Source organism: Thioclava sp. F1Mire-8, assembly GCF_002213165.1.
In the GTDB taxonomy this organism is placed as follows: domain Bacteria; phylum Pseudomonadota; class Alphaproteobacteria; order Rhodobacterales; family Rhodobacteraceae; genus Thioclava; species Thioclava nitratireducens.
The window spans coordinates 737,522-761,648 of record NZ_NBNY01000001.1 but is presented as its reverse complement, the minus strand read 5'-3'; the positions used below and the strand labels follow the sequence as shown (position 1 = coordinate 761,648).

Genomic DNA, 24,127 nt, shown 5'->3' with positions numbered 1-24,127 from the left:
TGAGGGTGTATATGAATCTCGAATTGGGATGTCCAGAGGGTTCTGGCGAAAAAATTCAGGCTTTCGTCACGTCAGCGAAAATAGCGCCTCCGGGCGCAGGTCGGGCGCGGCGATGACTTCGTTTTGTACCGACATTTCAACGAGATGGGCGAAGACATTCCGTTCGGCGGCTGGCAGGAGGGCTGCGGGGACGTCAGTGTATATCGCGCGGGTGAGCGTCTGCGGGGTGGCGGGGCGCTCTGCCAAGGCGCTTCGGATCTGCGCGGTGCGGGCGTCGCGATGTGTGCGCTGACTCGCGATCAGCGTTTGCGGATCGGTCACCGGCTCGCCATGGCCGGGATAGAGAATGCGCGGGCGGAGTGCCTCGATGCGCGCGAGGGAGCGATAGTAGTCGCCCAGATCTCCGTCGGGCGGTGAGATCAGCGTCGAGGACCAGCCCATCACCACATCGCCGGTCAGAAGCGCATCGCCCATCGCGAAGCTCAGATGGTTGCAGAAATGACCGGGCGTATGCAGCGCGGTGAGCGACCAGTCGCCATGGCTCAGCGTCTCGCCATCCTCGATAAGGATGTCGGGGTCGAACGCGTGATCGACTCCTTCACCGCCGCCCGCATGTCCACGCGCTGCGAGTTCCGCCATCACAGGCGCGCGCCCGGCCTCGGGCGGGCCGAAAGCGAGGATCGGCGCGCCTGTCGTTTCGGCCAGCAGCCGCGCGCCGGGGGAATGGTCGAGATGCGCATGGGTCACGAGGATATGGCTGACGCGCTCTCCGGAGGCGAGCGCGTCGAGCAGCGCCTGCAGATGGGCGGGATCGGCGGGGCCGGGATCGACCACTGCGACCTCGCCTGTGCCAATGACATAGGTGCAGGTGCCGGTATAAGTCATGGGGGACGGGTTCGGAGCCAGGATCCGACGCAAGCCGGGCTGCAATTCTTCCATCTTTCCCTCCGTCGCGGCCATCGCTAGGGTTCTGGCATGAATTTTCGCTGGCTGAAACAGATGATGCCGCGCGGGCTTTATGGGCGGGCCGCGTTGATCCTGATTCTGCCGGTGGTGACGATCCAGCTGGTGGTATCCGTCGTCTTCATCCAGCGCCATTTCGAACGTGTCACGCAGCAGATGACCGAAGGGATGGTGCGCGAGATCGCGCTGCTCGATCAGGTCGCGACCAATGCGCCGACGGCCGAGGTTGCGCGCGAACGGCTCGACGTGCTCGACAAGACACTGAACTTCACCTCGCAATTCCCGGCGCCGACGGATCTTGCGTCGCAGCGGGGCGATACGCGCAACTTCTTCGATCTCACCGGGATCGTGGTGATCTCGACCCTGCGCACGAATCTGTCTCAGATTCGCTCGATCGTTCTCGACAACACCACCAACTCCGTGCGGGTGGTGCAGGAGACGCCGAACGGGCCGCTGGCGGTGACCTTCGCGCGCAGCCGGGTATCGGCGTCGAATCCCCACCAATTGCTCGTTCTGATGGTCTTTGTTTCCATTCTGATGACGCTGATCGCCTATATCTTCCTGCGCAATCAGCTGCGTCCGATCCGCAGACTGAGCCATGCGGCGGAGGAATTCGGCAAGGGGCGCAACCTGAATTACCGCGTCTCGGGGGCGACGGAGGTGCGCGCCGCGGGCCGCGCCTTCCTCGACATGCGCAACCGGATCGAGCGGCAGATCGAGCAGCGCACGCTGATGCTCTCGGGTGTCAGTCACGATCTGCGCACACCGCTCACGCGTCTGCGGCTCGGGCTGTCGATGATGGAGGAGACGGACGAGGTCCGCGCGATGGAGCGCGACGTCGAGGAGATGGGTCGCCTTGTCGATGCCTTCCTCGATTTTTCGCGCGACGGCGCCTCGCATGGCGAGCCGGAGACGCTGCCGATCTGCGGCTTCGTCGAAGGCGTGGTGGAAGACATGCGGCGGATGGGCCGCGACGTGACGCTCGTCGATTGCGACACGGAGGAGGAGGCGACTTTCCGTCCCGATGCGCTCAAACGCGCGCTGGCAAACCTGATCGGCAATGCGGTCCGCTACGGCACCCGCGCCGAGATTACCGTCTCGATCGCGCGCACGGGATGGCGAATCGCGGTGCATGACGACGGCCCTGGCATCCCGCCCGAACGCCGCGAAGAGGCGATCCTGCCCTTCACGCGGCTCGATCCGGCGCGCAATCAGGATCGCGGGCAGGGGGTGGGCCTTGGCCTCTCGATCACCGCTGACATCCTGCGGCGCCATGGCGGATCGCTGAAACTCGGGCGATCCGAACGGCTTGGCGGCTTGATGGCCGAGATGATCCTGCCGCGGTGAGCGGCTACACGTTCGATCACGCGCGCGCACGAACCGCTCACGGCAGCGAGATCGCCTCTTGCGGCCTGTCCCGGGGCCACGCATTGTGACGGATGAGTGACATGGCCTAGTTGAATGGACGCTTCGCGGCTCCTAGATATTGGGTCGAACAGGGGAGGGACGTGGTCGCCGAAAACGGGGCCGGACCCTCCTGCCAAGAGAGGAACGCCGATGACCGAATTTAGCTCTGTCACCCATCCGGTCCTGCCGTTGCGCGATATCGTGGTTTTCCCCCACATGATCGTGCCGCTCTTCGTCGGGCGCGAGAAATCCGTGCGCGCACTCGAAGAGGTGATGGCGGATGACCGTCAGATCTTGCTCGCGAGCCAGATCGACCCGTCGCAAGACGACCCCGACACAGACGGGATTTTCCGCGTTGGCGTGCTCGCCAACGTGCTGCAACTGCTGAAACTGCCCGATGGCACCGTGAAGGTTCTGGTCGAGGGCAAGAGCCGCGTGCGCATCAGCGAGTTCGTCGAAAATGACGACTACTTTGAAGCGAATGCCGAGCCGCTGATCGAAACCGAGGGCGACGTGGAGACGATCCGCGCGCTGCTGCGTTCGGTCGCCGAGGAATTCGAGCGCTACGCGAAGATCAAGAAGAACATCCCCGAAGAGGCGCTCTCGGCCGTGGCCGACGCGACCGAAGCGGACAAGCTGGCCGATCTCGTCTCCGGCCATCTGGGGCTGGAAGTGGCCCAGAAGCAGGAGCTTCTGGAGACGCTCGACGTCTCCGAGCGGCTGGAGCGGGTCTACGGGCTCATGCAGGGTGAGGTCTCGGTTCTCCAGGTGGAGAAAAAGATCAAGTCCCGTGTGAAAACGCAGATGGAGAAGACCCAGCGCGAGTACTACCTGAATGAGCAGATGAAGGCCATTCAGAAGGAACTCGGCGATGGCGAAGACGGCCAGAACGAGATCCTCGAGCTGGAAGAGCGCATCGAGAACACGAAGCTTTCCAAAGAGGCCAAGGAAAAGGCCGAGGCCGAGCTCAAGAAGCTCAAGTCGATGTCGCCGATGTCGGCGGAAGCCACCGTCGTGCGCAACTATCTCGACTGGATGCTTTCGATCCCGTGGGGCACCAAATCCCGCGTAAAGAAAGACCTCAGCAAGGCGGAGGCCGTGCTTGATGCCGATCACTACGGGCTCGAGAAGGTCAAGGAGCGCATCGTTGAGTATCTCGCGGTGCAGGCGCGCTCGGCCAAGCTGAAAGGCCCGATCATGTGCCTCGTGGGTCCCCCCGGAGTGGGTAAGACCTCGCTCGGCCGGTCTGTCGCCAAGGCAACGGGGCGCGAATTCATCCGCATCTCGCTTGGCGGCGTGCGCGACGAATCCGAGATCCGCGGCCACCGTCGGACCTATATCGGCTCGATGCCCGGCAAGATCATTCAGGCGCTGAAGAAGGCGAAAACCACGAACCCGCTGATCCTGCTCGACGAGATCGACAAGATGGGTCAGGACTTCCGTGGCGACCCGGCTTCGGCCATGCTTGAAGTGCTCGACCCCGAGCAGAATGCGACCTTCGTGGACCACTATCTCGAAGTGGAATACGATCTCTCGAACGTGATGTTCCTGACGACGGCGAACTCCTACAACATGCCGGGCCCGCTTCTGGACCGGATGGAGATTATTCCGCTCGCGGGCTACACCGAGGACGAGAAGGCCGAGATCGCCAAGCAGCACCTGATCCCGAAGCAGATCAAGGGTCACGGGCTCAAGAAGAACGAGTTCGAACTGACCGATGGCGCGCTGACCGACGTGATCCGCTACTACACCCGCGAGGCGGGCGTGCGGAATCTCGAACGTGATATCGCGAAGCTCGCCCGGAAAGCGGTGACCGAGATCATCAAGTCGAAGGGTCAGATCAAGCACATCACCGTCGATGAGGCGAAGGTGGGCGAATATCTGGGCGTCAAGAAGCACCGCTACGGTCTGGCCGAGAAGGAAGATCAGGTGGGCGTCGTGACCGGCCTCGCCTGGACCTCCGTGGGCGGCGACCTGCTGCAGATCGAAGCTCTGCGCCTGCCGGGTAAAGGCCGGATGAAGACCACCGGTAAGCTGGGCGACGTGATGAAGGAATCGATCGACGCGGCATCCAGCTATGTCCGCTCGGTCGCGCCGCAATTCGGCATCAAGCCGCCGCGCTTCGAGAAGTGGGACATCCACGTCCACGTGCCGGATGGCGCGACGCCGAAAGACGGGCCCTCTGCGGGTCTGGCGATGGTGACCTCCATCGTGTCGGTGCTGACCGGAATCCCGGTGCGCAAGGATATCGCCATGACTGGCGAGGTCAGCTTGCGCGGCAACGCGATGCCGATCGGTGGCTTGAAAGAGAAACTGCTCGCGGCACTGCGTGGTGGGATCAAGACGGTGTTCATCCCCGAGGAGAATGAAAAAGACCTCGCGGATATCCCCGACAACGTGAAGGAGGGGCTGGAGATCGTGCCGGTCACTCATGTTCGCGAAGTCCTCGCCCGCGCGCTGGTGCGTCAGCCCGAGCCGGTCGATTGGGACGAAGAGGCCGAAGAGGCGGCAGCCGCCGCCGCAGCCGCGGCCAAATCGGACGCACAGGGCGCAACCGCGCACTGATCGGCTTTGGATTGAAAACGAAAACGCCCGTCGCATATCGCGGCGGGCGTTTTTGCATCTGAAGGCATTTGCACGTAACCTCCTTTTATTCCGGTCAAAAAAGGAGCCGCCATGGCCAAGAGCCAGAAGCCGAAATCGACCCGCAAGCCCCCCGCCGCGACACCTCCGGCCTCCGCCGCGACGCTCACGCCGGCAGCTCCTGATCCGGGGGCCGAGGCGAAGGCGCTCGTGCGCAAGCGAAGCTTCGTGGATCGGGTGATGGTCGAGGCTGGCGTGAAGCGCGGCGAGGCGAAAGCGATGTCGGAGGCCGTGCTGAAAGTTCTGGGCGAGGCGCTCTCGGAAGGCGAGGAACTCAGCATCCCGCCGCTCGGCAAGCTGAAGATCAACCGCCAGTTCGAGAAGAACGGCGACGAGATCCTCGTGGTCAAGCTGCGCCGCCCTTCGGGCATGCTCGAGGCCGTCGCGGCAGAGGCGGATGGCGCCGCGCAGGCCGAGGACGACGCCTTGGAAAGCGAGGTCGAAAACCGGGGCTGAGATTTCGTCGAAAACCCTCTTGCGGAGCCAGAAGCGGGGCGCTAAAAGCCCGCCACGGAGGGCGATTAGCTCAGCGGTAGAGCGCATCGTTCACATCGATGATGTCGGGGGTTCAAATCCCTCATCGCCCACCATTTTCCTACGAAGGCGCGTCTTGAACAGACGCGCCTTCGTCGTTTTCCGGTTAGTTTTCTGCGCCCCGCGGCGTCAGATTATGGGCCAGACAGCACGCCAGAGAAGCGCCCGAGGCACGAGACGCGGAGGATGCGATGACCGACACGATGCCGATGAACGAAACGACCCCCGACGAGGGGCTGCGCGTCTCCGATTGTCCGGACTGGCTCTATCTGCTGCGGGAATTCGACACGCTCTACCGTCATGGCTCGGCGGGCGGCAGTCGCCTCATCCGCAGCCACCGCAAACGGGTGCGAGACACGCTCTCGCAGATCATCGACACCAATCCCCCGGTGACGCCGCGCCAGCCGCAGCCGAAACCGGTGACCGCGCATCTGTCGCGGGCACTCGATCTGGGCGAGCGCGGTGCGGTGGCGGGCATGGCGCGGGCGCTGTCGCGTGTCGCGAGCCAGCTGACATGGGAATATGGCTACGAGAAAGTGCCGAAGGCGCTGGCACGCAAATATGCCTATTGCGAGGTGCTGGGTCCGCGCGGTCCGGTGGCCTCGGATCGGCTGGTGCTGGGATTCGTCCTGTTCGCGCCGCGCACAACCTATCCGCAGCACAGCCATAAGGAGATCGAGGAAAGCTATATCTCGGTCGCGGGCCCGTGGTCGGAAAATGACACTGCGGTGCATGCGCCGGGGTCGCTGATCCTAAACCGACCCGATCACGAGCACCGCATCACCACGGCCGATCTCGATCCCTGCCTGCTCGCCTATGCCTGGGTCGGGCCGGAAGCGCGGCTGTCCGCGCCGGGGATGAAACTCTCCTCGACCCGCAAGGCGCGGATGCGCGAAGGCATCTGAGCCCTTGATCCCCGCGCAAGGCGGAGCTAGAGGAAGGGGCGGGGGCGGTTAGCTCAGTTGGTAGAGCGTCTCGTTTACACCGAGAATGTCGGGGGTTCGAGTCCCTCACCGCCCACCATTCCCCATGAATAGTACGGATATCAACGGCTTGCGTGGCGTTGCGCGACCGCGCTCAGACTCTGTTCGCGCATGGCTCTATGATATGCGCGCCGCGATGCTACCTTTCCCTCAACCACAGGAAAGGAGCGCTCCGATGAGCTGGAACCCCGCCCTCGACCCCGAAATTCCGATCGGCGATGCCGTCGACGCCATTGAAACCGTTATCGCGCCCCGAGCGCGCGACCTTGGTGGATTCGAGGTGCGCCGCGCCTTGCCCTCGGCTGCACGCCAGATGATCGGCCCGTTCATCTTCTTCGACCAGATCGGCCCGGTGGAGTTCCTCTCCGGCCAGCGGGGCATCGACATTCGCCCGCACCCGCATATCGGGCTCGCGACTGTGACCTACCTGCTGCAAGGCCGCCTGCATCACCGCGATTCGCTGGGCACCGATCAATGGATCACGCCGGGCGCGGTGAACTGGATGAGTGCGGGCTACGGCATCACCCATTCCGAGCGCACTGACGGCAAGGTCCGCGACACCGGCCAGAATCTCGCGGGTATCCAGACATGGGTTGCACTGCCCGAGGATCAGGAAGAGGGGCAGGCGGCGTTCAAACATGTGGGTGCCGAGGCGCTTCCCGAATTGCAGGCCGAGGGCAAGACCGTGCGGCTGGTGCTGGGCGATGCCTGGGGTGCGCATGCCCCAATCGATCTGCCCTCCGAGATGTTCTACGCCGATGCGAAGCTCGATCCGGGCGCGCAGATCCCGCTGCCTGACAATCACGAGGATCGCGGGGTTTATGTGCTGCAAGGCTCCGTAACCGTCGCGAGCGAAACCTACGAGGAAGGTCGGATGCTCGTTTTCCGCCCCGGCGACCGGGTGTCGCTCAAGGCGGGCGGGCAGGGCGCCCGGCTGATCGTTCTGGGCGGGGCGACCCTGGGCGGTCCGCGTTATATCTGGTGGAATTTCGTGGCCTCCTCGCGCGACAAGATCGACGCGGCCAAAGAGGCATGGCGCGCGGGCGACTGGGCGCATGGCCGATTCCAACTGCCGCCCGCGGATGATGTGGAGTTCATTCCCGCGCCGGAACGTTGATTGCATCCGCCGAGAAAGGGGGCGCTGCCCCCGTCGCCGGACGGCGACAAAACTAAAAGAAGAGGGGGCTCCGCCCCCGACCTTCGGTCTCCCCCGGGATGTTTCTGCCAAGGGGAAGCAGAAAGCGCATCTCATCGGGGCACGTGCGGGCGCGATAAATAAGGGCCGCGGACGCGCACTGAGGAGCCGCGATTTGCTTGCCCGAACGGCAGGTGAAAATTCGTCGGATTTTTGCTCTCAGGCCGCTTGACGGGGGCAGGTCGCCCGCGTAATACCCTCCCCACGCTCGGACGGCGATCCGGGCAGATGATGCGAGCGGTTGTAGCTCAGTTGGTTAGAGTACCGGCCTGTCACGCCGGGGGTCGCGGGTTCGAGCCCCGTCAACCGCGCCACTTTCCCCCCTTCTACGGTAAAGTTGCGTTTGTGAAACGCGTATCTGTCGCTTATATCCGGGCGAAGTTTCGGGAGGAGCGCATGCGCTGGATCAAGCAGTTTTTCGACCACATCACCCTGCTGCAAGCAGTCCTGTTCGCGGGTCTGCTGGGTCTCGCGCCATTCACCCCAGAGCCACATATTTGGGAAAAGCTGAAGATGTTGGCGGCGGGCACGCTGGTGCGTACGGTCGATTGGTTCGATCTGGTGATGCACGGGCTCCCGTGGGTCGTGCTGGCGGTGAAGCTGGCGCAATGGGTGAAAACCGGACAAACCGGGAAATCCGGTAGGGGTGCGTAATGAAAGACGACATGGACGCCAAAGGGCTGATCGAGACGATGGGCGCTGCCGCGCGGGCGGCCGCGGCGGAACTGGCCTTCGCCAGCGCCGAGGTAAAGCAGAAGGCGCTGGAAGTGGCGGCCGATGCGGTGCTCGCGCGTAAAGATGACATCATCACCGCAAATGGCGAGGACATGGCCTACGGGGCCGAGAAGGGGCTGAGCCCCGCGATGATGGACCGGCTGATGCTGGACGATGCGCGGATCGAGGCGATCGGCAAGGGATTGCGGGCGGTGGCAGCGCAACGCGATCCGGTGGGCGACACGATCGCGGAATGGGACATGCCCTCGGGGCTGCATATCAAGCGCGTGCGCACGCCGCTTGGCGTGATCGGCGTGATTTATGAATCGCGGCCCAACGTGACGGCGGACGCCGGCGCGCTATGCCTGAAATCGGGCAATGCGGTGATCCTGCGCGGCGGCTCGGAGAGCTTCCATTCCAGCCGTGCGATCCATGCCTGCCTGCTCGAGGGGCTGCGTGCGGTGGGGCTGCCCGAGGCGGCGGTCCAGCTCGTGCCGACCCGCGACCGCGCCGCCGTGGCCGAGATGCTGCGCGCGACCGAATTCATCGACGTGATCGTGCCGCGCGGGGGCAAGGGGCTCGTCGGTCTGGTGCAGGCCGAGGCGCGTGTTCCGGTCTTCGCCCATCTCGAGGGCATCTGCCATATCTATGCCGACGGGGCAGCCGATCTGGAACAGGCGCGGGCCGTCGTGGTGAACGCCAAGACCCGGCGCACCGGGATTTGCGGCGCGATGGAGTGCCTTCTGATCGACCGCGCCTTCTGGAAGAAACATGGCGGCGTGCTGATCGAAGACCTGCTCAAAGCAGGCGTCGAGGTGCGCGGCACGGGCGATTTGCTGCAAATCGAGGGCGTCACCGAGGCAAGTGCGGAAGATTTCGGGCGCGAATTCCTCGATATGATCTGCGCGGCGAAGATCGTCGATGGCGTGGATGGCGCGATCGAACATATCCGCCGCTATGGCAGCCAGCACACTGAATCGATCCTGACAGAGAATGACGCCGCCGCCGACCGCTTCTTCGAGCGGCTCGACAGCGCGATCCTGATGCGCAACGCCTCCACCCAATTCGCCGATGGTGGCGAGTTCGGGATGGGCGCAGAGATCGGTATCGCGACCGGCAAGATGCATGCGCGCGGGCCGGTGGGCGCCGAGCAGCTCACCTCGTTCAAGTACCTGGTGACCGGGCACGGCACGGTGCGTCCCTGAGCGCACCGTACCCTCCGATTTCAGCCGGACGCGGTCGCTGTCAGAAGGCGATCGTGCCGCCTTCGGAATCGACCGACCAATCGAGTCTGCGACCCTGCCGCGCCGCCTCGCGCGGCAGGAGTGCGAATTGCACCCGCGTGGGCGTCAGGTCCAGCGGTTCCCCATCGAGCGCCGCGAAGGCCGCACGATCGGGTCGCGCTTTCTCGGCGCGCGCCGTGATCATCCAGCCGTCGCCGCAGGGCATCGCGCGGATATCGCCGCCGAAGGGCAGCGCGGTTTCGAGGCAAAGCATCGCGAGAAGCGCCAGTTTCACCTCGGCGCGCGGCGTCTCTCCCGGCGCCCGCCAATCGTATTCCACGCGGCTCTGAGCGGAGACTTCGCCCAGCAACCCGGTGATTTCCGCTTCGCTCAACTGCTGATCGGGTCCGGCGCGTCCAAAGGCCAGCCGGAAGAACTTGACGCGCGCATTCGCCGCCGCCACGCTTTGCGAAATGAGCTCCACCTCCGGGCCGGGCGCTTCGCTTGTCATGGTGAGCAATTCTACCCCATTGCCGATGGCCCCGATCGGGCTGATAAGGTCATGGCACAGGCGCGATGCGACAAGTTCGATCAAATCAGCGTCCTCCGCACCCGCATTCGCGGTCTCGAATGGCATCAAACTCTCCAGAAGGTGAAATGTGATCTATGAAATCCTAGAACCCGGCATGCTGGTCAGGAATCCCGCCCAGCCCGACTGGGGCACTGGCCAGGTGCAATCGCGTATCGGCGAAAAGGTGACGGTCAATTTTGAACATGAAGGCAAGCTTGTCCTGGACGGTCGGCGGGTCGCGTTGGAATTGGTTTTCTCTGAACAAAGTTGATGAAACGTTAACAGGCGCGTGAGGTCACGCGAGAAATTCCGTCAACCGGAGGATGTGGCGCATCGCCCCCCGTCGTGATGCGTCCATGACACGCTCCGCGCCGCGCGATATTGCCAATCCGGGCGCGGCTTTCTAAACCGGGCCAGCGAATATCGGCAGGAGGACACCCGTGATCGACAGCGCCGCATTCGAAATCAGGCTGGCCCGCGATGCCGCCGATCTCGTGGCGTCGCAGCGGCTTCGCTACCGCGTTTTCGTTGAAGAACTCGGCGGCGGCGGCGAAACGGTCGATCACCAAAATCGTCTGGAAAGCGATCGGCTCGACGCGATCTACGATCATCTTCTGCTGGTCGATCCCGCGCGCGCGGAAGGCGAGCATGTGGTGGGCGCCTACCGGCTGCTACCTTCGGATCGGCTGGAGCGGGCAGGGCAATTCTATTGCGATAGCGAATACGACCTCTCGCCGCTGGTCGGCACCGGGCGCAAGTTGCTGGAGCTTGGGCGCTCCTGCGTCGATCCGGACTATCGGGGCGGGGCGGCAATGCTGCTTTTGTGGAATGCGCTGGCCGATTACGTCCTTGCCCATGACATCGAGATTCTCTTCGGCGTTGCGTCCTTCCACGGCACCGATGCCGAGAAGCTGAAAGCGCCGCTGTCGTGGTTGCATCACCATCACCTAGCGCCCGCGCACATGCGTCCGCGCGCGCGGTCCGAGGCGTTCCAGCCAATGGACCTCGTACCTGAGGCGGCGCTGGATCGGCGTGCGGCGCTGGCCGAAATGCCCAATCTGATAAAGGCCTATCTGCGGCTTGGCGGATTCGTGGGCGAGGGGGCTTTCATCGACTATCCGTTCAACACGACCGACGTTCTCCTGCTCATGGATACCAAGGCGATGAGCGACAAGCATCGCAGCTTCTACACCCGTCGTTTCGAGGGCCGCGCGTGAGCTGGATCGAGGACGAGCCCGATCCAAAGCAGTTCGGCGCGCTCGATTGGATGCGGGCAGGGCTGCGCGGTCTGATCTGGGGGCTGATGCTGCTGATCGGGCTTGCAGTGCTGCTGCTGGTGCGTCTGGTGGAGCGCCCGGTTCACGGGCTGGCGCGGCCCTGGACGCCGTGGATCACGCAAGCGGTCTGCCGGATGAGCTTCCCGATCCTCGGGATCTCCTATCGCGTCACGGGGCGCCCGATGACCAAGATCGGGGCGGTGGTCGCAAATCACGGATCGTGGCTCGATATCTTTGCGCTCAACGCCTGCCAGCGGGTCTATTTCGTCTCCAAGGCCGAGGTCGCCAAATGGCCTTTCGTCGGCTGGCTCGCGCGGGCCACGGGCACGGTTTTCATCAAGCGCGATCCGCGTGAGGCAAAGACGCAGCAGGGGCTGTTCGAGGATCGCATCCGGGCGGGCCATCACCTACTGTTCTTCCCCGAGGGCACCTCGACCGATGCGCGCCGGGTGCTGCCCTTCAAGCCGACGCTGTTTCAGGCATTCTACAGCCATGGGCTGGAGCGCGTGATGCAGATCCAGCCGGTCACCGTGGTCTACACGCCCCCCGCGGGCGAGGATGTGCGGTTCTATGGCTGGTGGGGCGATATGGAGTTCGGGCCGCATCTGATCAAGGTGCTGGCACAGGCGCGGCAGGGCGCGGTCGAAGTGGTGTTCCACGCGCCGCTCTCGGTTTCCGACTATCGCTCGCGCAAGGAGCTTGCATGGGCTGCGGAAAGCGCCGTGCGTCGCGGCTTGCCTTACGAGATCGCACGCGCCCGGTAATAGGCCAGCACGTAGAGGCGGATTGCCGTGGCAAGGCCCGTCTCGGTGCCGCGATCCACATCAATTTCGGCTGCCAACTCGTTGAGGCCTAATGATTTCTCATGGGCGATATCGCGGAAGGCACGCCAGAATTCATCCTCCAGCGTGACCGAGGTGCGGTGCCCGCCCAGCGTCAGGGAGCGTTTCTTCGGTCGGCTCATTCGTCGTGCTCGCGCTGATGGCCGTCGAGATCGCGCCGCTCTTTCGTGGCGCGGCTTTCCTGTAGCGTTTTCTCGGCCTTGCTGCGACCGAATTTCTCAGCATTCACAGAGCCTTGCTCGCGCTTCTTCACGCGCGCCTGCTGTTTGCGAAACTGGTTGAGATTGGTGACCTTGCTCATGGGCAAAGAGTGCCACAGCCGATCGTATCGGAAAAGGGGCTTGGGCGCGCCCGCATGAGGCGCGCCCGATACAGTTACTCGACTTCGACCAGCGCGTGACGCTTCTTGCCCGCGCTCAGCTTCACCGGGGTCTCCAGATCGGCGGCGGTGAACATGCGGCCCGGATCGGCGCAGGGCTCGTCATCGACCTTTAGCGCGCCTTCCGCGATCAGCCGCTTGCCGTCCTTACCCGATTTCGCGAGGCCCGAACGCACGACGAGCTGCGCGAGGCTGATCCCGTCGCCCAGTTCCTCGAGCGTCAGCGTGAGGGTAGGCAGGTCGTCACCCACGCCGCCCTTCTCGAAGACTTCGCGCGCGGTTGCCTCGGCAGCATGCGCGGCCTCCCAGCCGTGGCAGAGCGCGGTGACCTCGTTGGCCAGCCGCACCTTCGCCGCGTTGATCTCGGAGCCTTCCAACGCGCCCAGACGCTCACATTCCTCGACCGGAAGCTCGGTATAAAGCTTCAGGAAGCGGCCAACATCGGCGTCTGTCGTGTTGCGCCAGAACTGCCAGAACTCGTAAGGGCTCAGCATGTCCGAGTTCAGCCAGATTGCGCCCGAGGCCGATTTGCCCATCTTCCTGCCGTCCGAGGTTGTCAGAAGCGGCGAGGTCAGTCCGAAGATCTCCTGATCGAGCACGCGGCGCGTCAGGTCGATCCCGTTGACGATATTCCCCCATTGATCCGAGCCGCCCATCTGCAGCAGGCAACCGTAGCGGCGGTTCAGCTCGAGGAAGTCATAGGCCTGCAGGATCATGTAGTTGAATTCGAGGAAGCTGAGGCTCTGCTCGCGATCCAGCCGCGATTTCACGCTCTCGAACGACAGCATCCGGTTCACCGAGAAATGCCGCCCGATATCGCGCAGGAAATCGAGGTAGTTCAGCCCATCGAGCCATTCCGCATTGTTGAGCATCAGAGCCGGCGTCTCGGCCTCGTAATCGAGGTATTTCGCAAACACCTGCTTGATGCCCGCGATATTGTCGTCGATCTGGTCGGGCGTCAGCAGCGGGCGCTCATCGGCGCGGAAGGAGGGGTCGCCCACCTTCGTCGTGCCGCCGCCCATCAGGGTGATCGGCTGGTGGCCGGTCTTTTGTAGCCAGCGCAGCATCATGATCTGGATCAGCGAGCCGACATGCAGCGACTTCGCCGTCGCGTCGAAGCCGATATAACCCGGCACGGTGCCTTTCGCCAAAGCCTCGTCCAGCCCCTGATAATCCGTGCAGTCGGCCAGAAAGCCCCGCTCGATCATCACGCGCATGAAGTCTGATTTCGGATGGTAGGTCATCGTGCTTGTTCCTTTCGTCTGAGCGTGCGTATATCGGGGCAGGCGACGAGAGGGAAGCCATGTTGAAATCCGGGCCGGTCTGGGCGGTTGGCGCCATGTCGGGCACGTCCTTGGACGGGGTGGACGCGGCGCTCGTGTTGACCGACGGAACCCGCATTCTCGATTTCGGCCGCAGCGACTACCGCCCCTATACCGAGGCCGAGCGCGCGACGCTCCATGCAGCCCTCGGGCGCTGGCCCGGCGAGGCCGGGGTGGAGGAGGCCTGCGAGGTGGTCGAAACCGCCCATGCCGAACTGCTCAGCGGCTTCGGAGAGGCGCAGCTCGTGGGGTTTCACGGCCAGACGCTCGCCCACGATCCCTATGGGATGCAGGGCCCGCGCCGCACCCATCAGGCCGGCGACGGCTCGGTCCTGGCCGAGGTGCTGTCGCGCCCGGTGGTCTGGGATTTCCGCTCCACCGATGTCGAGATGGGCGGGCAGGGCGCGCCGCTCGCGCCCTTCTTCCACTTTGCCTGCGCGAAATACGCCAAGCTCGATGCGCCGGCGGTGTTTCTGAACCTCGGCGGCGTCGGCAATGTGACCTGGGTCGATCCGCGCCAACCCTCGGCAGAGGTGCCGGGCGCGGTTCTGGCCTTTGACACCGGCCCCGCCAACGCACCGATCAACGATCTGATGCGGCTCAGGCGCAAGGCGGAGTTCGATGCGGGCGGAGAACTGGCGCTGACGGGCCGCGTTGACGAGGCAGTGGTCGAGGCCTTCCTGACGCATCCCTATTTCCTGAAGATGCCGCCGAAGTCGCTCGACCGGAACGATTTTCATGACGTCCTGTCCCGTGTGGCCGCGCTGGAAGACGCGGATGCGGCAGCCACGCTTACCGCCTGTGCGGCAGCCTCCGTCGCGCGGGCGGGGGAGCATTACCCGACCGCGCCCTCGGCGATCTATGTATGCGGCGGCGGGCGGCTCAACACCGCGCTGATGGTGGCTTTGCAGCGGCGCATGAACGTGCCAGTGCAGCCGATCGAGGATATCGGGCTCGATGGCGACATGCTGGAGGCGCAGGCCTTCGCCTATCTCGCGGTGCGGGTGGCGCGTGGCATGGCAACCTCTGGGCCCTCGACGACCGGGGTGTCGGCGCTGATCGGCGGCGGCAAGGTCTCGCGCCCCGGCTAAGTTCGCATCACTTGACGCTGATCATGCCGCGCCGCGGCGGACGGCGCTAGGATCGGCCTCATTGAAGAGGGTAGTCCGATGTCTGAAACTCCAACCGATCCCTGTCCCACGCCGCAGGCGCGCAAGCAGGCCCCGTTCTCGAACCGGGCCGCCGCGGTCTTCCTTGCGGGGCTCAGCTTCGTCGTCATGGTCATCTCCGGCCTCGTCGTCAGCATTGCACCCTCGGGCCGGGTTGCGCGGGATATCGACTGGTCGCTCCTCGCGCTCGACCGCGCCGACTGGGAGCTTTTACACCTCGCGATGGGGGTGCTCTTCGTCTTCGCCGGGGTCTGGCACATCAAGCTGCACTGGCCGGTGATCCGCAACCTGCTGTGGTCCGCGGCGGCGCAAACGCTGTGTCACAGGCGCGAATTGGCGCTGGCGGTGGGGCTCGTGGCCGCGGTGATCGTGCTGACGCTGCTCTGGTGGCCGCCTGTCAGCTGGCTCGATCAACTCTCGCGTTGGGCGAGCATCGGTCTCTGGTGATTAACGGATGTCGAAACCGGGTGGGGCCAGTTCGAACCCCTCGCAGCGAAAGCCCGGCGAGACGGTGCAGCTGACAAGGCTCCACGCCCCGGTCGAGCGCGCGGATTGCCACTGGCCCGCGGGTACGATCCCCTGCGGTTGATCGCCGCCGATCACGTCGGGGCCCAACAGCAATTCCAGCACCGGGCCCGCCTCCTGCGGCGCGATATCGAGCTGCACCGGCGCGCCTGCGTGGAAATGCCAGATTTCGGTCGCGTCCACCTGGTGCCAGTGGCTGCGCTCGCCCGCCTTGAGCAGGAAATAGATGCAGGTGCCCGAAGGACGCGCGCCGTCTGCGGCTTCCGCTTCCCAGGTTTGGCGGTAATGCCCGCCTTCGGGATGCGGCACGAGGCCAAGGGCTTCGATGATCGCGTCGGCCTCGTTCATGCGAAGAGCTCCTTGGCGAGCGTCTCGAAATCGGGCGCGATCGCGTCCCATTCGTCGCTCGGCACAAGGTCCTTGTCCTGAGCGGGACCGTATTCGGTGGGGCGCGGTACGAAAGCGGTCTTTAGCCCCAGCGCCTGGGCTGCCGAGAGATCATCATTATGCGCGGCCACCATCATCACCTCTTCGGGCGGCAGACGCAGCGCGGCGCAGGAGGCCAGATAGACCTCCGGCTTCGGCTTGTAGTCGCGGGCGATATCCGCGCCGAGGATGCAATCCCACGGCAGCCCCGCGTGGCGCGCAAGCCGTGTCATCAGCGCGATGGACCCGTTGGAGCATGGCGCGATGATCGCATGGCGCCTCAGCGCGTGAAGGCCGCTGACCGCGTCGGGCCACGGGTTCAGCCGCTCCCAGACATGCGACAGGCTATCGGGTGCCGAGACCGCGAAGCGCTTGGCTACCCGGTGCAGGTTCTCGCGATGCAGATCGTCGAGCGCCACATAGCCGCGCCCGCCGTCGCGAATGCGCCGCATCGCAGGATCGTATTCGCCACGCCACGCATCGGCGAAAGCAAGGGAATCGATCCCGGGAAAGGCAGTTTCCACCTCACGCGCGACGGAGTTCCTCCAATCGACACAGGTGCCGAACACATCGAAAATCAGAGCCTTGATCATGGCCCGACAGTGACGCGGATCAGGGCGCAACGCAATCGCCCCTTCGGCTTGGCCCAAATATCCTCGCCGAAGGCGAAACGAAAACCCCCGGCGAAGCGCGTGCTCCGCCGGGGGCCTGGGTGTCTCACGTCAAGACGCGCTTAGCGCAGGATCGAACGACCCGCATATTCCGCGGTCTCGCCCAGCGATTCCTCGATGCGGATCAGCTGGTTGTATTTCGCGAGCCGGTCCGAACGCGCCAGCGAGCCGGTCTTGATCTGACCGCAGTTGGTGGCGACCGCGAGATCGGCGATGGTCGCGTCCTCGGTCTCGCCCGAACGGTGGCTCATCACGTTGGTGTAGCCCGCGCGATGCGCCATATCTACGGCCTGCAGCGTCTCGGTCAGGGTGCCGATCTGGTTGACCTTCACCAGCATCGAATTCGCGACGCCCTGCTTGATGCCATCGGCCAGACGCGTCGGATTGGTCACGAAGAGATCGTCGCCCACCAGCTGCACCTTGTCGCCCAGACGCTCGGTCAGGAGCTTCCAGCCTTCCCAATCGTCCTCGGCCATGCCGTCTTCGATCGAGATGATCGGATAGGCCCCCAGCAGCTTCTCGAGATAGTCGACATTCTCTTCCGAGGTCAGCGACAGGCCTTCGCCCTTCATCTCGTATTTGCCGTTCTTGTAATATTCGGTCGAGGCGCAATCCATCGCGAGGTAGATGTCCTCGCCCGGCTTGTAGCCCGCTTTCTCGATCGACTTGAGAATGATGTCGAGCGCGGCCGTGGTCGAGCTGAGTTCCGGAGCAAACCCGCCCTCATCGCCCAGACCCGTGGACATGCCGCCGGCCGAGAGCTCTTTCTTCAGCGTGTGGAATACTTCCGAGCCCATGCGCACCGCGTCGCGGATATTGCCCGCCGAGACCGGCATGATCATGAATTCCTGGATGTCGATCGGGTTGTCGGCATGCTCGCCGCCATTGATGATGTTCATCATCGGCACCGGCAGGACGCGGGCCGAGGTGCCGCCGACATAACGGTAAAGCGGCAGGGTCGAGAAATCGGCGGCGGCTTTCGCGCAGGCGAGCGAGACGCCGAGGATCGCGTTGGCGCCGAGGCGGCCCTTGTTCTCGGTGCCGTCGAGTTCGATCATCGCGCGGTCGATCTCGACCTGCTCGGTGACGTCCTCGCCGACGAGGTTCTCCGCGATCTCGCCGTTCACGGCCATTACCGCTTCCAGAACGCCTTTGCCCATGTAGCGGGCCTTGTCGCCGTCGCGGCGCTCGACCGCCTCATGCGCGCCGGTGGAGGCGCCCGACGGCACGGCCGCACGGCCCATCGTTCCGTCTTCGAGGATGACGTCGACTTCGACGGTGGGGTTGCCACGGCTGTCGAGAATCTCGCGGGCGTGGATGTCGATGATGGTGCTCATGGGGGCGCTCTCCTCGGGCTCCGGTTGATGCTTGGCTAGGTGCATACACCCGTGCTGCGCCTGCGAAAAGGCCGTAAGGGCAATTTCTGGAAGAAATGTTACCGCTAACGGCGACCTTCCCTGCGCAGTTTCGCCTGCCGCCACAGCGCATAGAGGCCCGAGCCCACAATCACCGCCCCGCCGATCAGCGTCCAGCGATCCGGGGGCTCGGCGAAGACGACGGTCGAAATCACGACGGCGAAGGCGAGACGCGAATAGCGAAACGGCATGATCACCGCGATTTCGCCCAGCCGCACCGAGGCGATCAGGGCGTAATAGCCCACCGGCCCGATCGCGAGCGCGCCGAGCAGGTAGAGCCAATCCATCGGTGCGGGCGTGACGAGCGGCTCTGGCAGCACGGCCAGCAGCAGGAGCCCCAGCGGCAACACGCAGAAGAAGCCGAGTGTCGCCACCTGCAGCGAGGTCACGTCGCGCGGCACGCGCCGCGTGGTGACATCGCGCATCGACAGGCCGATGACCGCGCCGACCGCGAGAAGTGAGAGCATCGAGAATTCGTCCGTGCCGGGCCGTATCACGATCATCACGCCGAGAAACCCGATCAGGATCGCCGAAAGCCTGCGCCAGCCGACCCGTTCCTTCAGAAAGATCGCGGCGCCGAGCGTGGTCGCAAGCGGAGTCGCCTGATGGATCGCGGTGGCTTGGGCGAGCGGCGTGAAAGCCACGGCGGAGACGAAGAATCCGGTGCCGACGATCTCGCCGGCGTTGCGCAGCCAGAGCGCAGAGGAAAGCAGCGAGCGGGTGAAGATGCGCTCGCCCTTCAGCTTGGCGAGCACCGCGAAGATCGTCGCGCCGCCAAGCCCCACGGCGGCGAGAATTTGCCCCACCGGCCAGTCGCCCGCGAGCATCTTGATGAACATATCCTCGAGCGCGAACCCCGCCATCGCGAGGATCATCAGCATCGAGCCGCGCAGATTGTCGTTCTCGGTGGGTTCGGGTGTCATGGGGCGCTCCTGACCGGATGGTCAAGGCCCACCTAGCGCGCCTGTGATCGGCCTTCAAGCAGGGTGTCAGGCGCGGGGATGCGCCCGGGTGACGATACCGCCGATATCGGCCCAGATCGGCAGGTGATCCGAGGCCACGCGCGCCAGTGGCGTATCCAGCACACCCTTGCGCACCACGCGGATTCCCGGCGAGGTCACGATCCGGTCGAGCCGGCCGATCGGGGCGCGCGAGGGGTAGGTCGCGCCCGGCGCATGGATGTGAAAGCCGGTCAGCGCTTCAAAGCCGTGGCGTTCGCGCCATTCGTTGAAATCGCCGATGGCGAGTGCCGGATGCGGCTTCACCCCGGCCATGATCTCGGCGATCCGGGTCCATTGTGCGCGCCGGTCGCTCCGCCGCAGCCCAAGATGCGCCGCAATGAGCAGGAAGGGCGCGCCGCTGTCGGGGGCGATGTTCACCGCGATAGCGCCGCGCGGCTCGAGACCGGGCAGGGTAACCGGCTCGATCCCCAGTACCCGGGAGCCACGCCGGACCAGCACGACCTGCCCATGCCAGCCCAGCGAGGCGGCTGTGGTGCGGGGCATGTCGTGGCGGATGAAATCGGTCTCTTCCTCGATCAGCTTTTGCGGCAGTGCGGCGGGGCGCTCACCCATGCGCTTGTCGACTTCCTGCAAGGCGATCACATCGGCGTGCAGCGCATTGATGACGTTCACTATCCGCGCCGGGTCATGCTTGCGATCGGTCCCCACGCATTTGTGCAGATTGTAGGAAGCGATCCGAAGTGTCATTTTTCTGAGTGCCTTACAGGGTGATCTTCATGTCCCGCAGAAGGTCCGGAAGACCCGTTCGTCGGGCTTCGGGGCGTCTTCATACGAGGCGTAACGCGGATCTTCCGCATAGGGGTCCGCCAGCGCCTCCATAAGCCTGTGGAGCGGACCGTCATCACCATCGACCGCGGCCGCGATCATCTCCTCGACCCGGTGGTTGCGCGGAATGCGCAGCGGGTTCGCCATCTCCATGACGGCGCGCGGATCGTCTTCGCTCGCGATCCGCTTCTCCCATCCCTCGCGCCAGAGATCGAATGCCATCGGCTCTGTGAACTCTTGACCCGCCGTCTTTGGATCGCGCCGCAACGCGCTGAAGACACGCGTGAAATCGGCTTTCTCGGTCGCCATGCGGTTCAACAGGTCCTCGATGAGCGGCAGGTCTTCCTCGGTCGCCTCAGCGAGGCCGATCTTGCGGCCCATCAGCCGCAGCCATTCGCCCTGATAGACGCCGATGAAGCTGTCGACGGCGGCACTCGCCCGTTCGATCGCCGCATCGTCGTCGCCGATCAGCGGCATCAGGCAGGTCGCGAATTGCGCAAGGTTCCAGACCGCCACTTGCGGCTGGCGCGCATAGGCGTAGCGGCCCTGTTGGTCGATGGAGGAGAAGACCCGCCCCGGATGGTAATGGTCCATGAAGGCGCATGGGCCATAGTCGATCGTCTCGCCCGACAGCGCCATGTTGTCGGTGTTCATCACGCCATGAATGAAGCCGAGCGCCATCCATTTCGCGACGAGCTCGCCCTGCTTCGCCGCTACCGCACGCAGGACTTCGAGCGGCGTCTCACATTCCGGATAATGTCTATCTATCAACGTGGTGAGGAGCGTTCTTAATCCATCGCGATCATTGCGCGCCGCGAAATACTGGAAGGTGCCGACGCGGATATGGCTGCGCGCGACGCGGGTCAGGATCGCCCCGGGACGCCCCGAGGCATCGCGCACAACGGTTTCGCCCGTGCGCACGGCGGCGAGCGCGCGAGTCGTCGGCACGCTAAGCTTCGCCATCGCTTCGCTCAGGACATATTCGCGCAACACCGGACCGAGCCACGCCCGCCCGTCAGAGCGGCCACGCGAAAACGCGGTGCGCCCGGCGCCTTTCAGTTGCAGATCGAAGCGCACGCCATCGGGCGCGACCACTTCACCCAGCAGCACCGCACGCCCATCGCCCAGACGCGGCACGAAGCCACCGAACTGGTGACCCGCATAGGCCTGCGCGATCGGCTCCGCGCCCTCGGGCATCGTGTTGCCGGCCAGCATCTCGAGCCCTTGGGGGCCCTCCAGCCAATCGGCATCCAGGCCCAGACGGTCGGCAAGGTCGCGGTTCAGCAGCACCAGTTCCGGCGCTTTCACCGGTTGGGGCGGCTGACGCTCGAAGAACGTGTCGGGCAGGCGGGCATAGCTGTTGTCGAAGGGAATGGTCATGGCGTCTCCTTACCTCCCTATCTAAGCCTTGCGCCCTTCAATCCAATCCCCGTTGGCTGTCAGCGGCCTTCAATGTTCCATGTCCGGCAGACCTTCGCGCGACAGCAGCACCGCGAGCGGACGCAGACGCGGGCTTTGCGAACAGATGATCATCAGCGCCACCATGATCGGCACGGCGAGGAACATCCCCGGAAGCCCCCAGACCGCGCCCCAGAAGGCAAGCGAGATGATGATCCCGAAGCTCGACAGCCGCAGCGCATGGCCCATCAGCATCGGGTCGATCACGTTGCCGATCACGAATTGCAGGATGCCGACCGCGACGAGCACCGTGCCCGCCGTGTAGGGGTTCTGGGTCAGCACATAGACCGCGAGCGTCGCGATAACCGTCGCGATGATCGAGCCGATCGAGGGGATGAAGTTCAGTGCGAAGGTGATGATCGCGACCGGGAGCGCCAAGTCGAAGCCGCCCACGGTGAAGACGCCGTAGACCGCAATCGCCGTGACGGCGCTGACGATGGCTTTGACCAGCAGATAGTGGTTCACCCGGCGCATGATCGTGCCGACCATTCGCGCGATCCGCTCTGCGCTGGCGCGATCCCCCATCAGCGAGTTCAGCTTCGCGTCGAACCAGATCCGCTCGGCGAACAGGAAGCCCACGAACAGAATGATCAGGATCGTGGCCGAAAGCAGGTTCGAGGCCTGACCCGCCAGGGTGGTCAGATACCCTGCGACCTGAATGCTCTGCATCGATTCCAGCACCGATTGCTCAACCTCGGGGCCCATCCAGCCGAAGAGTTGCGCGATCGCCTGCTGCGCGGGGCCCGCATAGTTCAGCACCATCGTCACGACGGTGTTCACCTGCGAGATCAGCACCGCGCTCAGCGTGAGCAGCCCGCCCGCGATCAGCGCCAGTGCCACCAGCGACGCCAGACGCGGCGGGATCGAGACCGGCCCGATCCGGAGCCGCCCGACCGCATTGATCGCCTCGGAGGTCAGCGAGAACAAGATGATCGCGATGGCCAGAGAGATCAGGATGAATTTCGCCTGCACCATCAGGAACAGCGCCAGCGCGAAGGCGATGATGCCTAGAAGCACGTTGGTGAGCGCGCGCGGCTCGAATGCGCGCCCATCGATCAGGGCGGGGCGGCCCTCATCGGGAGTGTCCTTCATCTTCATCATCTTCCTGTGCCTGCCCCTGACGGGGGCGTAACCTGATTTTCTTATGCTAGGAGCCACCGGGCAGGCGCGCAAGCGCCGAACCTGCGTGTTTTCAGGGCTTTTTAATGTCCTTCGCATTATTCCGGATCGGCTCTTGCATCCCTCCCGGATTTGCGGATAAACCCGCCGGCGGAGCGGTGGCCGAGTGGTCGAAGGCGCACGCCTGGAAAGTGTGTAGGCGGGAAACCGTCTCGAGGGTTCGAATCCCTTCCGCTCCGCCATTACCCCCTTTCAAGCCCATGTTTTCAAGCGCCTAGCGAGGCTTTGCGCCGCAGTTTACGCTGCGCCGCGGGAGCCCGATCTCTCGCGTCGCGGGGACCAGCGTCGACTCGCACGTCATGGACGGGCGGGACGATGTTTGTGGTGAACGCTTCGCGGCAGAAGGCGCTGCAGTTCTGCTGATCCAGTTGGCGGGACTTGATTCAGCGGTCGGGACGGAGCCGATGACGTTCTCCCTGGCCAGCATCGTCGGTGCATTCGAGGCGCGCCTTTCGCCGATGGCCCGTTCCGTTCTTTGCAATGCGCTCCGATCCGTCCCGTGCGCTGTGCGCAGTTTGTTCCGGGCGATGCCGGACATGGTCGAATGTCTCGAAACGCCGCGCCATCCCGTTCCTTCATCTCCGAGAAACCAAGGTTTACGCAGGTTTGCACGTTTTCGTGATTTCGGCGCTGCGGAGGGCGCTCGGGCGCCAATTTCGCAGAACCCTATAAGTTCTCATAGGTTGCGAGCTTTCGGTGCGGTGACATGAAATGCGCGTGATCGGTTCGTGTGCTTGGGCCGTGACAAAACACCAAAAAATCGGGGTATTCTCATGACATTCAAACTCGCTCTCGCGGCGTCAGCCGCCTGTCTTGCGCTGGCTGCCTGCAACAGCAGCAACGGGTCTTCCGGGGCCTTGACCTCGGCAGAAGCCCAAAACGTCGATGCAACCTATACTGATTATCAGGATCGGATCGGCGGCCCGACCATGACCGCGACTGCGCCGACGGCGGGGCAGGCGTCGATGTCGGGCTTTATGGGCGTAAGCAACGTCAATCCCGACGACCCGACCACGACCGTGATGGGGGAATTGGCGATGGATGTCGATTTTGACACGGGAAAGCTGACCGGCAAGGGAACGAACTTCGGCATCTACAGCGGCGACGTCCTGACGAAAGAAGCCGATGTGACGGGCTCGCTCGACGTTGCGGGCACGGTTACCGGCTCGACCATGGCCGCGACCGCGACGGGCACGATGTCGGATGGCACCTCGCCCGGCGCAGATTTCGATCTGAAAATGAGCGGCGGCTTCTATACGGACGCCAACAACGGGAACGTGTTGACCGCCGTGGGTGACGTCTCCGGCACGTTGACCGACGGCACTGATGTCCGCAACGTCGAAGGCAATTATTACGCCACCGAGAATTGAGGCGGGGCTTTTCCTGCACAGGCCGGACGTTCTGCGTCCGGTCTCTTTCCGTCTCGCCGAGAGGCAAACGACAA

The 24,127-nt window shown here is 64.2% G+C and carries 25 protein-coding genes and 4 tRNA genes; 17 read left to right on the top strand and 12 right to left on the bottom strand.

The features are described from left to right. Positions 1-66: 66 nt before the first annotated feature. On the bottom strand, positions 67-939 hold the full coding sequence (locus B6V75_RS03550) for an MBL fold metallo-hydrolase (RefSeq protein ID WP_240496897.1): 873 nt from the start codon (positions 937-939) through the stop codon (positions 67-69). Positions 940-975: 36 nt separating this feature from the next. On the opposite strand from B6V75_RS03550, the gene B6V75_RS03545 reads away from it, so the two are divergent. From B6V75_RS03545 to B6V75_RS03500, 10 genes are all read left to right on the top strand, one after another. Then, positions 976-2,310, top strand: coding sequence for an ATP-binding protein (locus tag B6V75_RS03545; protein ID WP_088718739.1), 1,335 nt, complete (start codon positions 976-978; stop codon positions 2,308-2,310). Between the two features lie 210 nt (positions 2,311-2,520). Next, on the top strand, positions 2,521-4,935 hold the full coding sequence (gene lon, locus B6V75_RS03540; RefSeq protein ID WP_075774719.1) for an endopeptidase La: 2,415 nt from the start codon (positions 2,521-2,523) through the stop codon (positions 4,933-4,935). A gap of 111 nt (positions 4,936-5,046) precedes the next feature. After that, entirely contained in the window at positions 5,047-5,469 is a 423-nt protein-coding gene (locus B6V75_RS03535) for an HU family DNA-binding protein (protein ID WP_088718738.1), read from the top strand. 59 nt (positions 5,470-5,528) lie between these two features. Further along, positions 5,529-5,603 (top strand) — tRNA-Val (locus B6V75_RS03530). Positions 5,604-5,738: 135 nt separating this feature from the next. Continuing rightward, positions 5,739-6,452: a dimethylsulfonioproprionate lyase family protein gene (locus tag B6V75_RS03525; protein WP_168174436.1), complete on the top strand. Its 714-nt coding sequence runs from the start codon at positions 5,739-5,741 to the stop codon at positions 6,450-6,452. 42 nt (positions 6,453-6,494) lie between these two features. Continuing rightward, a tRNA-Val gene (locus B6V75_RS03520) sits at positions 6,495-6,570 on the top strand. Positions 6,571-6,705: 135 nt separating this feature from the next. Next, a complete protein-coding gene (locus tag B6V75_RS03515) occupies positions 6,706-7,647 on the top strand; it encodes a pirin family protein (protein ID WP_088718737.1) in 942 nt (313 codons plus the stop codon). 315 nt (positions 7,648-7,962) lie between these two features. Next, positions 7,963-8,039, top strand: a tRNA-Asp gene (locus tag B6V75_RS03510). An 82-nt stretch (positions 8,040-8,121) separates the two neighbouring features. After that, a complete protein-coding gene (locus B6V75_RS03505) occupies positions 8,122-8,379 on the top strand; it encodes an RND transporter (protein ID WP_088718736.1) in 258 nt (85 codons plus the stop codon). Then, positions 8,379-9,644, top strand: a complete 1,266-nt coding sequence (locus tag B6V75_RS03500; RefSeq protein WP_168174435.1) for a glutamate-5-semialdehyde dehydrogenase — start codon at positions 8,379-8,381, stop codon at positions 9,642-9,644. Before B6V75_RS03505 ends, B6V75_RS03500 begins: the two co-directional genes overlap by 1 nt. Positions 9,645-9,684: 40 nt before the next feature. Here the strand turns inward: B6V75_RS03500 and B6V75_RS03495 are convergent, their stop codons facing one another. Further along, positions 9,685-10,299 (bottom strand): histidine phosphotransferase family protein, encoded by a 615-nt coding sequence (locus tag B6V75_RS03495; protein WP_088718735.1) that lies wholly within the window; start codon positions 10,297-10,299, stop codon positions 9,685-9,687. A gap of 25 nt (positions 10,300-10,324) precedes the next feature. Here B6V75_RS03495 and B6V75_RS03490 point away from each other — a divergent pair, with 25 nt between their 5' ends. The 3 genes from B6V75_RS03490 (at position 10,325) to B6V75_RS03480 (ending at position 12,274) form a co-directional block, all read left to right on the top strand. Further along, positions 10,325-10,504 carry a DUF3553 domain-containing protein gene (locus B6V75_RS03490; RefSeq protein ID WP_233243185.1) on the top strand — a complete coding sequence of 60 codons (180 nt, stop codon included), beginning with the start codon at positions 10,325-10,327 and terminating at the stop codon, positions 10,502-10,504. Between the two features lie 169 nt (positions 10,505-10,673). After that, entirely contained in the window at positions 10,674-11,450 is a 777-nt protein-coding gene (locus B6V75_RS03485; protein ID WP_240496896.1) for a GNAT family N-acyltransferase, read from the top strand. Positions 11,451-11,500: 50 nt separating this feature from the next. Beyond that, positions 11,501-12,274: a lysophospholipid acyltransferase family protein gene (locus tag B6V75_RS03480; protein ID WP_088719379.1), complete on the top strand. Its 774-nt coding sequence runs from the start codon at positions 11,501-11,503 to the stop codon at positions 12,272-12,274. On the opposite strand, the gene B6V75_RS03475 is transcribed toward B6V75_RS03480, so the two are convergent. From B6V75_RS03475 to tyrS, 3 genes are all read right to left on the bottom strand, one after another. Further along, positions 12,250-12,474 (bottom strand): ribbon-helix-helix domain-containing protein, encoded by a 225-nt coding sequence (locus tag B6V75_RS03475; RefSeq protein WP_075776606.1) that lies wholly within the window; start codon positions 12,472-12,474, stop codon positions 12,250-12,252. The genes B6V75_RS03480 and B6V75_RS03475 overlap by 25 nt on opposite strands. After that, positions 12,471-12,653 (bottom strand): DUF4169 family protein, encoded by a 183-nt coding sequence (locus B6V75_RS03470; protein ID WP_078523133.1) that lies wholly within the window; start codon positions 12,651-12,653, stop codon positions 12,471-12,473. Before B6V75_RS03470 ends, B6V75_RS03475 begins: the two co-directional genes overlap by 4 nt. Before the next feature lie 74 nt (positions 12,654-12,727). Continuing rightward, complete coding sequence (tyrS, locus tag B6V75_RS03465) at positions 12,728-13,975, bottom strand: tyrosine--tRNA ligase (RefSeq protein ID WP_088718734.1); 1,248 nt, start codon at positions 13,973-13,975, stop codon at positions 12,728-12,730. A 59-nt stretch (positions 13,976-14,034) separates the two neighbouring features. Here tyrS and B6V75_RS03460 point away from each other — a divergent pair, with 59 nt between their 5' ends. Continuing rightward, on the top strand, positions 14,035-15,144 hold the full coding sequence (locus B6V75_RS03460; RefSeq protein ID WP_088718733.1) for an anhydro-N-acetylmuramic acid kinase: 1,110 nt from the start codon (positions 14,035-14,037) through the stop codon (positions 15,142-15,144). Positions 15,145-15,222: 78 nt separating this feature from the next. Then, positions 15,223-15,669, top strand: a complete 447-nt coding sequence (locus tag B6V75_RS03455; RefSeq protein WP_075776602.1) for a DUF4405 domain-containing protein — start codon at positions 15,223-15,225, stop codon at positions 15,667-15,669. On the opposite strand, the gene B6V75_RS03450 is transcribed toward B6V75_RS03455, so the two are convergent. The 7 genes from B6V75_RS03450 to B6V75_RS03420 all read right to left on the bottom strand — a co-directional run bounded on the left by B6V75_RS03450 (position 15,670) and on the right by B6V75_RS03420 (position 22,596). Then, a complete protein-coding gene (locus B6V75_RS03450) occupies positions 15,670-16,095 on the bottom strand; it encodes a cupin domain-containing protein (RefSeq protein WP_088718732.1) in 426 nt (141 codons plus the stop codon). Further along, positions 16,092-16,766: a haloacid dehalogenase type II gene (locus tag B6V75_RS03445; RefSeq protein WP_088718731.1), complete on the bottom strand. Its 675-nt coding sequence runs from the start codon at positions 16,764-16,766 to the stop codon at positions 16,092-16,094. The genes B6V75_RS03450 and B6V75_RS03445 overlap by 4 nt, the downstream gene beginning before the upstream one ends. A gap of 140 nt (positions 16,767-16,906) precedes the next feature. Next, on the bottom strand, positions 16,907-18,181 hold the full coding sequence (gene eno, locus B6V75_RS03440) for a phosphopyruvate hydratase (RefSeq protein WP_088718730.1): 1,275 nt from the start codon (positions 18,179-18,181) through the stop codon (positions 16,907-16,909). A 104-nt stretch (positions 18,182-18,285) separates the two neighbouring features. Next, positions 18,286-19,182: a DMT family transporter gene (locus B6V75_RS03435; protein WP_088718729.1), complete on the bottom strand. Its 897-nt coding sequence runs from the start codon at positions 19,180-19,182 to the stop codon at positions 18,286-18,288. Between the two features lie 66 nt (positions 19,183-19,248). After that, complete coding sequence (locus B6V75_RS03430; protein ID WP_088718728.1) at positions 19,249-19,968, bottom strand: endonuclease/exonuclease/phosphatase family protein; 720 nt, start codon at positions 19,966-19,968, stop codon at positions 19,249-19,251. Positions 19,969-19,995: 27 nt separating this feature from the next. Then, complete coding sequence (locus B6V75_RS03425; protein WP_088718727.1) at positions 19,996-21,426, bottom strand: protein adenylyltransferase SelO; 1,431 nt, start codon at positions 21,424-21,426, stop codon at positions 19,996-19,998. A 69-nt stretch (positions 21,427-21,495) separates the two neighbouring features. Further along, positions 21,496-22,596 (bottom strand): AI-2E family transporter, encoded by a 1,101-nt coding sequence (locus B6V75_RS03420; RefSeq protein ID WP_077701375.1) that lies wholly within the window; start codon positions 22,594-22,596, stop codon positions 21,496-21,498. A 179-nt stretch (positions 22,597-22,775) separates the two neighbouring features. Here B6V75_RS03420 and B6V75_RS03415 point away from each other — a divergent pair. Both B6V75_RS03415 and B6V75_RS03410 read left to right on the top strand, forming a co-directional pair. Then, positions 22,776-22,865: transfer RNA gene (locus B6V75_RS03415), tRNA-Ser, on the top strand. A gap of 591 nt (positions 22,866-23,456) precedes the next feature. Continuing rightward, a complete protein-coding gene (locus B6V75_RS03410) occupies positions 23,457-24,053 on the top strand; it encodes a hypothetical protein (RefSeq protein WP_088718726.1) in 597 nt (198 codons plus the stop codon). Positions 24,054-24,127: the final 74 nt, after the last annotated feature.

Coding starts and splice junctions, on each gene's coding strand:
- B6V75_RS03450 (WP_088718732.1), bottom strand. CDS start 16,095: ATGAACGAGGCCGACGCGATCATCGAAGCCCTTGGCCTCGTGCCGCAT.
- B6V75_RS03535 (WP_088718738.1), top strand. CDS start 5,047: ATGGCCAAGAGCCAGAAGCCGAAATCGACCCGCAAGCCCCCCGCCGCG.
- B6V75_RS03445 (WP_088718731.1), bottom strand. CDS start 16,766: ATGATCAAGGCTCTGATTTTCGATGTGTTCGGCACCTGTGTCGATTGG.
- eno (WP_088718730.1), bottom strand. CDS start 18,181: ATGAGCACCATCATCGACATCCACGCCCGCGAGATTCTCGACAGCCGT.
- B6V75_RS03495 (WP_088718735.1), bottom strand. CDS start 10,299: ATGCCATTCGAGACCGCGAATGCGGGTGCGGAGGACGCTGATTTGATC.
- tyrS (WP_088718734.1), bottom strand. CDS start 13,975: ATGACCTACCATCCGAAATCAGACTTCATGCGCGTGATGATCGAGCGG.
- B6V75_RS03420 (WP_077701375.1), bottom strand. CDS start 22,596: ATGAAGGACACTCCCGATGAGGGCCGCCCCGCCCTGATCGATGGGCGC.
- B6V75_RS03460 (WP_088718733.1), top strand. CDS start 14,035: ATGTTGAAATCCGGGCCGGTCTGGGCGGTTGGCGCCATGTCGGGCACG.
- B6V75_RS03455 (WP_075776602.1), top strand. CDS start 15,223: ATGTCTGAAACTCCAACCGATCCCTGTCCCACGCCGCAGGCGCGCAAG.
- B6V75_RS03410 (WP_088718726.1), top strand. CDS start 23,457: ATGACATTCAAACTCGCTCTCGCGGCGTCAGCCGCCTGTCTTGCGCTG.
- B6V75_RS03475 (WP_075776606.1), bottom strand. CDS start 12,474: ATGAGCCGACCGAAGAAACGCTCCCTGACGCTGGGCGGGCACCGCACC.
- B6V75_RS03550 (WP_240496897.1), bottom strand. CDS start 939: ATGGAAGAATTGCAGCCCGGCTTGCGTCGGATCCTGGCTCCGAACCCG.
- B6V75_RS03505 (WP_088718736.1), top strand. CDS start 8,122: ATGCGCTGGATCAAGCAGTTTTTCGACCACATCACCCTGCTGCAAGCA.
- B6V75_RS03470 (WP_078523133.1), bottom strand. CDS start 12,653: ATGAGCAAGGTCACCAATCTCAACCAGTTTCGCAAACAGCAGGCGCGC.
- lon (WP_075774719.1), top strand. CDS start 2,521: ATGACCGAATTTAGCTCTGTCACCCATCCGGTCCTGCCGTTGCGCGAT.
- B6V75_RS03430 (WP_088718728.1), bottom strand. CDS start 19,968: ATGACACTTCGGATCGCTTCCTACAATCTGCACAAATGCGTGGGGACC.
- B6V75_RS03500 (WP_168174435.1), top strand. CDS start 8,379: ATGAAAGACGACATGGACGCCAAAGGGCTGATCGAGACGATGGGCGCT.
- B6V75_RS03435 (WP_088718729.1), bottom strand. CDS start 19,182: ATGACACCCGAACCCACCGAGAACGACAATCTGCGCGGCTCGATGCTG.
- B6V75_RS03425 (WP_088718727.1), bottom strand. CDS start 21,426: ATGACCATTCCCTTCGACAACAGCTATGCCCGCCTGCCCGACACGTTC.
- B6V75_RS03545 (WP_088718739.1), top strand. CDS start 976: ATGAATTTTCGCTGGCTGAAACAGATGATGCCGCGCGGGCTTTATGGG.
- B6V75_RS03515 (WP_088718737.1), top strand. CDS start 6,706: ATGAGCTGGAACCCCGCCCTCGACCCCGAAATTCCGATCGGCGATGCC.
- B6V75_RS03525 (WP_168174436.1), top strand. CDS start 5,739: ATGACCGACACGATGCCGATGAACGAAACGACCCCCGACGAGGGGCTG.
- B6V75_RS03480 (WP_088719379.1), top strand. CDS start 11,501: ATGCGGGCAGGGCTGCGCGGTCTGATCTGGGGGCTGATGCTGCTGATC.